Genomic DNA, 10,430 nt, shown 5'->3' with positions numbered 1-10,430 from the left:
ACCAGGAAAGATTATGATCTGTCCATGCTCGACGTGCTTGACCTGTACAAGGTAATGAACATCGTCATGAGCGAACAGGTAGTGATACATGGAATACGTGACCGGGGAGCCATCAAGATAATGATGGTCGCAGTGGACCGGCTGTTCACTGACATGCTCCGGTCCTTTATCATGAGCATTCAGAACAAAGCCAAACGCACACTGCTAACGTCGGCCACCATCTGCAGTCATGATTATGACCAGTATTTCATGGGTAAGACACGTCCACACGACATCACCTTCGGAACAGGAGGGGACCCCATGGAAACCAACTCGAAGATGCTTATCCTTGCAGATTCGAAGAAGTATGGGTCTATCGGCAGGAACTCCCGGTACAACAAGAAACACGAGATATTGGACAGGATAAGCACCCTGCTTGCTCTGTACGGGGATGAAGACTGCACCATCATTACACTGAGCATAGCTGAGGCTATGGAGCTTAAGAAAGAGCTGGAGGTTTTCGGACATCCACACGAGGTGACCTATTACAAGGCTCCTGAAATGATGGGTGTTTCCTCCGATTCCAGGGTAATGATCGCTGTAGGTGTGGCTGATAAGCCGAGCAATTCCTTTGATGCGATATGCAAAACAAAAGAAGAGTCCCTTATCCTGCGAGAGGAGGCCATGCACTGTGATACCTGGCAGGCGTGGTCCCGGGTCAAAGATCCTGCAGGTAAGGTTCCGAGTCTGGTGTTTGCCCTTGGCTGCAGTGCTGAACAATGTGCGAACGTTGTCACATGGGGGTTTGGAAGAACGGTTGAGATAAGACCTGGTAAGAACGGACAAAAGAAAAAGGTCAAGGTAGTGGCAGATAGAAATGCGATTACATTTCCAAAGATCATATTGTGTAGGAGCTTTGAGAAAATGCTGGAAACAGCAAAAAGACACAAACCTTTTAAAAAATCTTCTGCAACCTTAAAATTGAATCCAGAATCTTGCCAAAAAGCCCCTATTAATTATATTATAGGGGGTTTATGGCAAAAAGTTGGACTGGTTTTAGACTGTTCGAAGTCCGAGTTGATCAAGAACTATCTTATCAACCGCTTCGATACTTTTGCAGAACAGAATGTTAACGGAACACAATACTTCCGGGTTGCTGTTCCAATAACTGACACGATCATCGAGAATCATATTGCAGGCAAGATCACCATCGGTGCTTATTCCACAAGCAAGGAAGGAACTTGTAAGTGGATATGTTTCGATGTTGATGCTCACAGGAAAAAGGATGATACAGAAGAGGACGTAATTCAAAAGGAGATAAAGGCCGAGGATGACCTGCAGAACCTGACATCCTTCCTGGACCGTATGCAGCTAAAATACCTGGTAGAATCATCTGGTTCTCCTCATTCGTACCATGTGTGGTTGTTCATAAAAGAGGTGGAGGTTGAGAAAGCCTACTACTTTGCCAATGCAATTGCAAAGGAGGCAGGTTTCGATGGCGAGGTGAATCCCAAACAAAGGACCTGGAATAAAAATAATCAGTATGGCAACCTTGTGAAGTTGCCTTTTGCATTACACAGAAAACACAACGTATTCTCCTCTATTCATGGGTGGGAAGGTGAGACCATGGACATTGCGGTCTATGACATTTCAGACATTGAGATCCCGAAGACACGAAAGAACAGAAGCAGGTCAGTGAAACCTGTTAACGTAAAGCTCAACGGAGTAAGGCCATGCATTCTGGCAGCACTTGAAAAGGACCTGACCGGTGATCAGGGCAATAAGATGCGAGTGGCCATAGTTCGGGAGTTCTACAATTTCGGTATGACGGACAAGGAACAGCTCATCGATCTGTTCAAAGGTCAAGCAGATTTCGATCATGGGAAAACAGAGTATCACGTCACCAAGATCATTGAAAGAGAGTTCAATGTCTGGCCCAGGGAAACCTTGCTTGAAAGATGTCCTAAGTACATGAACTGCGAGAACTGCGATAGGTTCGATTGTAAGGAGGCACAATGACATTCACTCCAGTATCCCGTTTATGCATCAACTGCAAAGGGAGGATCTTCATCACAGAACCGGTTGATGAGGTCACCTGCCCCAAATGTGGTGAGGTTATGAAAGTGGTCATGGGAACGAAGATCAAGCTATCCCGGATACCTGTGGCAGAAAAAACAGACAAAAAAAGATAGATATTTCTAACATTCAAAAAAGGTACGAAAAATGCAAGTCATTACTATTCCAGTCGGTGAACTGAAACCTTTTGCTGACAACCCGAAACGACATCCTGAGAATCAGATGTCTGCACTTAAGAAGTCAATGTCTGAGTTCGGATGGACGAACCCTATCCTCATCACAGGCGATAAGATGGTCGTAGCAGGCCACGCAAGGCTCCAGGCTGCCCTTGAGCTGGGCTTTACCGAGGTTCCCGTAATAACCCTCGACCTTCCATACGAGAAGGCTGTGGCCTACGTCATCGCCGATAACAGGCTGGCTGAACTGGCAGAGACAGATGCTGAAACTCTGGCAAAGCTGCTGAATGAGATTGCAGAGATCCCGGACTTCGACTTTGAAGCAATCGGTTACACGCTGGATGATGTGGATAGTCTGCTTGAATCGATAACAACGGTTGAGGTCGTTGAGGATGAACCACCGGAGGTTCCGGAGGATGCTGTTACGGTTCCTGGAGATATCTGGGAACTTGGTGGTCACAGGTTGCTTTGTGGCGACAGCACCGACCCGGACCAGGTGGCCAAGCTCATGGGTGAGGAAAAAGCCGACATGGTGTTCACGGATCCTCCCTGGAATGTGAACTATGGTGCAACGAAGAATCCTCGCTGGAAGCAGAGAAGCATTCTCAACGATGCAATGGAAACAGAGGACTTCAAAGACTTCATGCTGGCAAGTTTCGGTTGCATGAACCAGTTCTCAAAGGACGGATGTCCGACCTACGTTGTGATGTCGGCCCAGGAATGGGGAAACATGATGCTTTCCCTGAAAGAGAACAATTACCACTGGAGCAGCACGATCATCTGGGCCAAGGACAGGCTTGTCCTCTCAAGGAAGGATTACCACACCCAGTATGAACCAATATGGTATGGCTGGAAGGACGGTGCTCCAAGGTTGTGTCAGGTGGAGGACAGGAAACAGTCCGACCTCTGGGAATTCGAAAGGCCCTCTGCTTCAGAGCTTCATCCAACCACAAAGCCGGTGTCCCTTGTTGCTAATGCCATCAGCAACTCATCCCAGCAGAAAGCAATTGTGCTGGACCTGTTTGGAGGCTCCGGCACGACACTAATTGCGTCACATCAACTCAATCGCGTCTGTTACACAAGCGAGCTCGATCCACGGTATGCCGATGTCATAATTCAAAGATATGTCAACCTGACCGGCAACCGTGAACTAAAACGGAATGGAGAGGATTTCACATGGGAAGAAAAAAGGGCAGCATAAAGATGATTGATATATCCGACCCGCTGATCAAACTCCTCAAGTCCGGGGTTCCTGTGATCCATGCTTGTGATGCCGTAGGGATTGCCTCTGTCACCTATTACGACTGGATGAAACGTGGAGAACTGGCAACAACGGGTCAGTACCGCGATTTCTACCTCCGGGTCAAACAGGCCAGAGCAGAAGCCGTTGCCAGGAATGTTGCTATCATCCAGAAAGCAGCAAGCAAGTCATGGCAGGCTGCGGCTTGGTGGCTTGAGCGCAGTTGTCCTACAGAGTTTGCCAAGCGGGATGTTGAGATCAATATGACCCAGAACAACGTCGAGATAAACATAGATGAAACACGAGAGAAGATCACTGGCAGAATCAATAGCATTGCTGCCAGAGTCAGAACGGCAGAAGATCCTGAGTGACCTTAGCGATGACGAGATCCAGCAACTGGAATACGACTGGAAGTTCTGGGCCCGGCCTAATCAGCTCCCTCCTGCAGGTGACTGGCAATACTGGCTCTTGCTCGCGGGAAGAGGTTTCGGTAAAAGCCGCTGTGGGGGTGAATGGATTCGGGAAAGGGTAGAGTCAGGCAAGGCTCGCAGGATAGCCTTGGTAGCCCCAACGGCTGCAGATGCCAGGGATACCATGGTTGAAGGAGAATCCGGCATACTGTCGGTATCTCCACCATGGAATCGACCTGTCTATGAGCCTTCCAAAAGAAGACTTACATGGCCCAACGGTGCGATTGCTTTGCTTTTCAGTGCAGAGGAGCCGGACAGGTTGAGAGGTCCACAGCACGACACTGCTTGGTGTGACGAAATAGCTGCCTGGAAGTACCCGGAAAAAACCTGGGACATGCTGCAGTTTGGTCTAAGGCTGGGAGATGATCCCAGGGCTGCCATCACCACAACACCGAGACCTATTCCGCTTGTCAAAAGCATACTGAATGATGCTAGTACCCATGTGACCAGAGGATCCACCTACGAGAACCTGTCCAACCTGGCTCCAGCCTTCATCGATGTGATAATCAGTAGATACGAAGGAACCAGACTGGGAAGACAGGAGCTCAATGCGGAGATACTGGACGACAACCCTGATGCACTCTGGACCAGACAGATGATAGAGGATGCAAGGGTGTCGAAAGTTCCCAATCTCCTACGCATCGTGGTCGGTGTGGATCCAGCAGTTACATCCAACGAAGCTTCAGCGGACACCGGCATAGTTGTTGCAGCTGCCGATGAGCGTGGAGAGTACTATGTCCTGGGAGATTATACAATCCATGCAACACCGAAGAAGTGGGCTCAGGAAATCATTGCAGCTTACTACAAACACTCTGCTGACAGGGTTATCGGGGAAGTGAACAACGGAGGAGAGCTCGTGGAGTATACGCTCCGGACGATCGATCCCAATGTTTCCTACAGATCAGTAAGGGCCAGCAGGGGAAAGCAGACCAGGGCCGAGCCTATCAGTGCTCTTTATGAGCAGGGTAAGGTTCATCACGTAGGATCCTTCCCTGCACTCGAGGACCAAATGTGTGATTGGATTCCAGGAGAAGGAAGTAGCCCGGATAGGGTGGATGCACTTGTATGGGCGTTATCGGAACTTAGCAAATCAAGGTATGGACCGCAGAAACTGAACATGTCAGCACTTATCAAAACAAGACCGAGGTAATTATGAGACCAAAACTCTATGCAACAGTGAGCAAGAATACGACCGCAGTACTTCACCGGGTGATGAAAGAGCAGGACTGCAACAAGAGCCAGGCAGTGGACTTTATTGCGGAGTATTACTCAAAAATGCAGAACGATCTCAGGGAGAAGCAGGTGGAAGAGACAGCAGAACTTGTGATTGAAAAACTGAAACTGAAGAAGTTGCTGTAGAGGTTTGGATAAGATGCATTGCGCTTTAATGAAGGGATATAGGTATCCTGGAAAAAAGATACTCTGAATTTTGGAAACACGGTGAAGAATGATTTCATTTTTCTGAAGTTACAGGATGATTCATAGTTTCTTCTAAGATTACGTGGTTCTTTCCAGACTGTGGATCTACTGTTTTGGATGTCATCGTATGTTCTCTTTTTGTGATAAACCTAAAATATCCCAGTCCTATCAGAAAAACAGGGTAGATGACTTTCCATGTAAATCCTGATGCAAGAAAGCTCAATGACAAAAATGAGAGGACTGCAAATATCCATTTCTGCCATCCATCCTCTGTTTTCAAGTATGCTATTATGACAAATCCACAGAGGAAAATGAAGTTCTGGTTCACAAGTAACATCATTGACTCAATGGGTATTTTGAAGAGGTAGCACCCTGTGATTAGTGAAACTGACAGGGCATACAGTGCAATAAGACTGGTAAGAGGGACCATCTTTTTTGAGAGTTTTCCAAAGACGGCAGGAAAAACACCTGAATTACCAGATGCATAGATTAATCTGCTGGCAGTAAAGTTCCAGGAACATGCGTTTGCTGCAAGGACTATAATTATAAGTCCTATCAGTAATTTTCCGTTTGGAATGTAAAGAACAAGACTGGAAAGACCTGCAGCACCATTAAGGGAAATGCCTGTTGCACTGGCTCCTACAGTTATCAGGGCTATTAACATATAGATAGCAGCAACCAGAACAAAGCTCAACCAGTATATCCGGGATACATTTCTTTCTGGTTCCTTAATTTCTCCAAGGGAAAAGGAAAGATTTTCCCAACCTAGAAAGGCCCAGAAAAGCAAGGCAGTGACGTTCCAGATGGCAGATGGGTTAATAATTGCTTGTTTTGTCAAAGCTTCCCCGGCAATTTGTAGTCCGGAACCTACAAAATCATAGTTAAAAGCAATAATCAATCCTAATAGCAAGAACAGTACAGTTATTGACAGGTAGTTGAGAAAGGTGATAAATCTGATACCAGCAAGGTTTGAAACGAACATTAGACTTATAATAATGATTGCACAGAGCATTCTTCCAAATTCGGAAAGACCAAATAATTCCTGCATGTATTCGCTTCCAATAAAAGCAATAGCAGGAAGTCCAAAAAGATAAGATCCACTTACAAGATAAGAAACTGAATATCTGCCTCCTGTTCCAACCGCTTCTTCAACATAAGTCGCAATACCGGCAGTTGAAGGAAATCTAAGGCCGAGTCTGGAACTGATCTGGATTCTTGGAATGGTTATGAAAGTTATAAGGAGCCATGCGAGTATAACTTCATGAACATTTCCTATGCTAATGGCCAGACCGGGAAGTGCAAGGATACCTGACCCAATAAGCATACTCGTCGCAAGAGCTATGCCTTTTTTTAGGGTAATTGTTCTTTCGAGTTTTGTCATGCTGCCTCAGGTCGAGTGTAACTTAACTAAATAGTAACTGGCAACGACTAATCTTTCAACTATCGATTTTGCACGTGCTTCTGAAGTTATTATTGTAATATCCAACATAGCTACTTATGTATAAGTAAGCAATGTTTGACAAAAAATCAATCTATCCACCCAAGATCAGCTTTAATAAGGGTTATTGTCTTGACAAGTGTGTCTCTGCCCTTCAAAGTGGATAATTGCCTGATACCTAACAAAGTTCCGGCTATTAAATCAGCACGCTCATCTACAGACCCGGAAAAGTTAAACTCACCCTGTTCACGGCCTGTTTTAAGAGCTCTTGAGAACCAACCTATTATATTATCAATAAGCAATAGATTTTGTTCCTGTACTTTATCCGGAAGCTCTCCATGGTAAACTATTACTGAACCCGGCAGACAGATACGCCTTCCATTATCATAATCCTGGAAAGTATAATCAAAATATGATTGTAGCTGCTCTTTACCTCCACCTCCTGATTCCACTACTCTGGAGAAATTTGCATTGATTTCCTTTCTGCTTTCTTCAAGTAGAGTTGCAACCAGATCTTCCTTTTTAGGGTAATAATTATGGATTGCAGCATTTTTTATGTCCAGTTTCCTGGCTATATCTCTGTAACTGAACCCATTATAACCCCTGGATTGAAGGAAAAGTCTTGCATAATGTAGTATTTGTTCTTGAGTCTGGTTCATGTTTATTCTTGAGATTTCTTTGTCTTTTTGTAGATTAATTTAATAGCAGTCATCTATATATATATTCTTTTGGCAGTGATTGTTGATCTGTTCGGAATTTTCGATATCATTATGGCTTTTTTATTTGAGAATATTAAAATCATATATGTTGAAGGCTTTTCTTATCCTGACTTTTTAGGAAGGTAATTCAAATCCTGCTGGAATAGTTACTTATATATAGGTAAGTAGGTTTATATGGCAAAAGTCAAATCACTAACACAAAATTGATTTCTAACAATTTATTTTATCAAAATCGAAAATGGTGTAATCATGCCTCATATCATGGAATTAGTAGGAAAAACAAGAGTAGTTGTAAAGGATGGAGAAGTTGTAGAAGTTGGTGAGCCAGAAGTAAAATGGTGCCCAATTTTTGCCAAATTGCGCGGACTTGAAACAATTACATCTGAAGATGTCAAAAAGAACATGGAATTCAGAATCAGCGATTTCGGAATGTTCACCGACAACCGCCGCCTGGAGCTTGAAGACTTTGTAGGCTTTGGAGCCAGTGAAATCATGATGACAGGCTTAAGCCGTGGTTTGGTTGATGCAACAGTAACAGCCTGTGAAGGTGCAGGCACTGTGATTTCCAGTAATCCTACTCTTGTTCAGGGAATGGGAGGAAGAATGTCTGGTCTTGTAGAGACTGAACCTATTGAAGGTATCATTAAAGGAATTACCAAACGCGATGGAATTGTACTCGACCCCACTACTGCAGTAATGGATCCTGTAGCAGGTGTAAAAAAGGCTGCGGAGCTTGGTCACAAAAAAATCGTTGTAACTGCAGCTATCCCGTCAATTGCAAAAGAGCTAAGGGTTCTTGAAAAAGAACTTGGACTGGATTTGATAATAATTGCTGTTCACGTTACAGGCTTAAGCAAGGAAGATGTCCAGATTCTTATAGAAAATACTGACATCACAACAAGTTGTGCTTCAAAGCATGTAAGGGAGCTTGTTAAGCCCCTTGCACAGGTAGGGACTGCTGTACCACTTTTCGCCCTTACACAAAAAGGAAAGGAACTTGTTATCGAAAGAGCAAAAGATATCCAGACACCGCTCCTGATCAATACTCAGGCTCTTCCTGCATTGCCTGAGGATAAACAGCCAAGGGAACTGAAATGAGGACAGCATAAGAAAGACACGTATTTCCCAGAGTTTCCAACAATAGCACTTCCTATGGTTGCAATAATTGGATTATCCTTTGTGTTCATGAGGAGAAAAGAATAATCTCCTCTAAATATTTTTATTTTATTGAGAACTGCTCATATTTCCAGCTTTTTCTTAACATGAATGTTTAACGTAAAAGGCTTATCCGCCTTAGCATTTTGTTTCATGTAATGGAGAACGATCACAGGGAGAAGCAGGTGGAAGAGACTGCAGAGCTTGTGATCGAGAAGCTGAAGAAGTTGGTGTAGAGGTTCGGATTAGGTGCTTCACACTTTTATGGATGGATATAGATAACAAGAAAAAAAAGGACGATTAATAGTAATTGGAAATTTAATGTGGTTTTTAACAGGTTTTACTCTAAAGGAAAACATAATTTTAGTTAGATGCAATATTAAAAGAGTATTCATTTTTATATCAAGCAATGAATTTAAGGTGAATATATATTAAAAGGACTTGTAGCGGTAATGGTAATTTTAAAAGGAGGGATACTATGAACCATCTAGCTGTATGGATAGATGATTTACTTAGCACAATGGAAGATAATTCAAATCAAAACATTATAAGTGTAATAGAGGCTTGTGGGGAAAAATGTGCACACAGAACCGGGATGCTTGCCCGCATAACTGAATTGAAAACAGAATCTTCGCAATGTAAAAACCATGCTGAGATCGTACAGTTTCTTAGCAAACATTTACCTGGGTCAATTACGCAGGTTGATGATGGCCTGATAATCCATGCGGTTGAAGGAAAATGCTCCTGTAAAATGGAACCGGAAAATTTCACACATTCTTCCATGTTATGCAATTGTACCAAAGGATACCACAAGGCAATATGGAGTGAATTTTTTGGTAGGCCGGTTGAGGTGGAAATTATTGAAACAATATTGCGTGGCAGCAACGAATGCATTTTTAAAATTATAATATGAGATGAAAACCATTTTTCTTTTTTATTCCTACATCTCCAATCTTCCCTCAATGAGAATTCAAGCTAAACGGTTTATCTGCCTTAGCATTTTTCTTCATATGATGCAGCGTACATTTTGAGATTTTATTTTTCTTCAAATCAATGTAGGATACGTTCAGTATGACTACAAGAAAATGCCTAAAACTTAGATAGACTTCATTGCAGAATATCATTCGGAGTTTCAGGGAGGAACAAGTGGAAGAGGCTGCATAACTTGTGATTGAGAATCCGAAGCTTCACGAGGATATACCAAGAACACCAAACTAATAAGTATTGTGTAAAGTATATTGAAAGTAGTCAATGGGGGACATAGAAATTATCAATTGTTGTTTTCGATATGGTAATATGACCATCGTGTATTGAAAGGCATATGATGAAAAATATCTGTTTAATCCTTTAATCAAAAAACATACAAGATGAACAAACTGGTGTGATATTTGTGAGAAAATTCAGTAGAGAGGAACTTTTAAAGTATGATGGCAAACAGAATAAAGAAATATATATTGCCTGTTATGGGAAAGTGTATGATGTGACTGAAAGCTTTTCATGGGCAGATGGGGAACACTATGATCATGAAGGTGGTCTTGATCTTAGCGAACAAATGGATGAATCCCCACACGGAGAAGAGGTTTTTGAAGGATATGAAATCGTTGGAAGCCTCGTAGACTAAATTGTCTGGGAATTCAGTTTTGTATAAAATACATTGACAAACAAAGAATAAACCTTGGTTTACTAAGCCTATTTGCGACATCGACCAAGCAAATGTTTAGGTTAATTAGCCTACGTTATAGGTATCCACTTGGAAAC

The 10,430-nt window shown here is 43.2% G+C and carries 11 protein-coding genes and 1 pseudogene; 10 read left to right on the top strand and 2 right to left on the bottom strand.

The genetic code is table 11. From position 1 onward, the window contains the following. The 6 genes from BM008_RS15035 to BM008_RS14410 all read left to right on the top strand — a co-directional run. On the top strand, positions 1-1,998 hold a 1,998-nt coding region (locus tag BM008_RS15035; RefSeq protein WP_177188105.1), incomplete at its 5' end, for a TOTE conflict system archaeo-eukaryotic primase domain-containing protein. Further along, on the top strand, positions 1,995-2,171 hold the full coding sequence (locus BM008_RS15030) for a hypothetical protein (RefSeq protein WP_177188104.1): 177 nt from the start codon (positions 1,995-1,997) through the stop codon (positions 2,169-2,171). The genes BM008_RS15035 and BM008_RS15030, both read left to right, overlap by 4 nt. A gap of 31 nt (positions 2,172-2,202) precedes the next feature. Further along, positions 2,203-3,432 carry a site-specific DNA-methyltransferase gene (locus BM008_RS14425; RefSeq protein ID WP_091938276.1) on the top strand — a complete coding sequence of 410 codons (1,230 nt, stop codon included), beginning with the start codon at positions 2,203-2,205 and terminating at the stop codon, positions 3,430-3,432. Beyond that, entirely contained in the window at positions 3,408-3,842 is a 435-nt protein-coding gene (locus tag BM008_RS14420) for a hypothetical protein (protein WP_091938274.1), read from the top strand. The genes BM008_RS14425 and BM008_RS14420 overlap by 25 nt, the downstream gene beginning before the upstream one ends. Beyond that, on the top strand, positions 3,766-5,091 hold the full coding sequence (locus BM008_RS14415) for a DNA-packaging protein (RefSeq protein WP_245748070.1): 1,326 nt from the start codon (positions 3,766-3,768) through the stop codon (positions 5,089-5,091). Before BM008_RS14420 ends, BM008_RS14415 begins: the two co-directional genes overlap by 77 nt. Positions 5,092-5,093: 2 nt before the next feature. Beyond that, positions 5,094-5,300 carry a hypothetical protein gene (locus BM008_RS14410; protein ID WP_091938272.1) on the top strand — a complete coding sequence of 69 codons (207 nt, stop codon included), beginning with the start codon at positions 5,094-5,096 and terminating at the stop codon, positions 5,298-5,300. 94 nt (positions 5,301-5,394) lie between these two features. Here the strand turns inward: BM008_RS14410 and BM008_RS14405 are convergent, their stop codons facing one another. Both BM008_RS14405 and BM008_RS14400 read right to left on the bottom strand, forming a co-directional pair. Beyond that, positions 5,395-6,741, bottom strand: coding sequence for an APC family permease (locus BM008_RS14405; RefSeq protein ID WP_091938270.1), 1,347 nt, complete (start codon positions 6,739-6,741; stop codon positions 5,395-5,397). A 146-nt stretch (positions 6,742-6,887) separates the two neighbouring features. Further along, on the bottom strand, positions 6,888-7,457 hold the full coding sequence (locus BM008_RS14400) for a TetR/AcrR family transcriptional regulator (protein ID WP_091938268.1): 570 nt from the start codon (positions 7,455-7,457) through the stop codon (positions 6,888-6,890). A gap of 309 nt (positions 7,458-7,766) precedes the next feature. On the opposite strand from BM008_RS14400, the gene BM008_RS14395 reads away from it, so the two are divergent. The 4 genes and pseudogenes from BM008_RS14395 (at position 7,767) to BM008_RS14380 (ending at position 10,293) form a co-directional block, all read left to right on the top strand. After that, the gene (locus tag BM008_RS14395; protein ID WP_091938265.1) at positions 7,767-8,615 is read left to right on the top strand and encodes a methanogenesis marker 8 protein; all 849 of its coding nucleotides are present in this window, start codon (positions 7,767-7,769) and stop codon (positions 8,613-8,615) included. A 36-nt stretch (positions 8,616-8,651) separates the two neighbouring features. Beyond that, a pseudogene (locus BM008_RS15305) lies at positions 8,652-8,720 on the top strand (PEF-CTERM sorting domain-containing protein); the annotation flags it as partial. 430 nt (positions 8,721-9,150) lie between these two features. Further along, positions 9,151-9,585 carry a DUF6144 family protein gene (locus BM008_RS14385; RefSeq protein ID WP_091938263.1) on the top strand — a complete coding sequence of 145 codons (435 nt, stop codon included), beginning with the start codon at positions 9,151-9,153 and terminating at the stop codon, positions 9,583-9,585. Positions 9,586-10,062: 477 nt separating this feature from the next. Next, the gene (locus tag BM008_RS14380; protein WP_091938261.1) at positions 10,063-10,293 is read left to right on the top strand and encodes a cytochrome b5 domain-containing protein; all 231 of its coding nucleotides are present in this window, start codon (positions 10,063-10,065) and stop codon (positions 10,291-10,293) included. Positions 10,294-10,430: the final 137 nt, after the last annotated feature.

This window comes from Methanolobus profundi, assembly GCF_900114835.1.
Classification (GTDB): Archaea; Halobacteriota; Methanosarcinia; order Methanosarcinales; family Methanosarcinaceae; genus Methanolobus; species Methanolobus profundi.
Note: the sequence above shows the minus strand (reverse complement) of the source record. Positions and strands in the feature narration are given on the sequence as shown.

Excerpts from the sequence above, each read along its gene's own strand:
- BM008_RS14415 (WP_245748070.1), top strand. The coding sequence starts at position 3,766 with ATGAAACACGAGAGAAGATCACTGGCAGAATCAATAGCATTGCTGCCA.
- BM008_RS14385 (WP_091938263.1), top strand. The coding sequence starts at position 9,151 with ATGAACCATCTAGCTGTATGGATAGATGATTTACTTAGCACAATGGAA.
- BM008_RS14405 (WP_091938270.1), bottom strand. The coding sequence starts at position 6,741 with ATGACAAAACTCGAAAGAACAATTACCCTAAAAAAAGGCATAGCTCTT.
- BM008_RS14425 (WP_091938276.1), top strand. The coding sequence starts at position 2,203 with ATGCAAGTCATTACTATTCCAGTCGGTGAACTGAAACCTTTTGCTGAC.
- BM008_RS14420 (WP_091938274.1), top strand. The coding sequence starts at position 3,408 with ATGGGAAGAAAAAAGGGCAGCATAAAGATGATTGATATATCCGACCCG.
- BM008_RS14400 (WP_091938268.1), bottom strand. The coding sequence starts at position 7,457 with ATGAACCAGACTCAAGAACAAATACTACATTATGCAAGACTTTTCCTT.
- BM008_RS14395 (WP_091938265.1), top strand. The coding sequence starts at position 7,767 with ATGCCTCATATCATGGAATTAGTAGGAAAAACAAGAGTAGTTGTAAAG.
- BM008_RS14410 (WP_091938272.1), top strand. The coding sequence starts at position 5,094 with ATGAGACCAAAACTCTATGCAACAGTGAGCAAGAATACGACCGCAGTA.
- BM008_RS15030 (WP_177188104.1), top strand. The coding sequence starts at position 1,995 with ATGACATTCACTCCAGTATCCCGTTTATGCATCAACTGCAAAGGGAGG.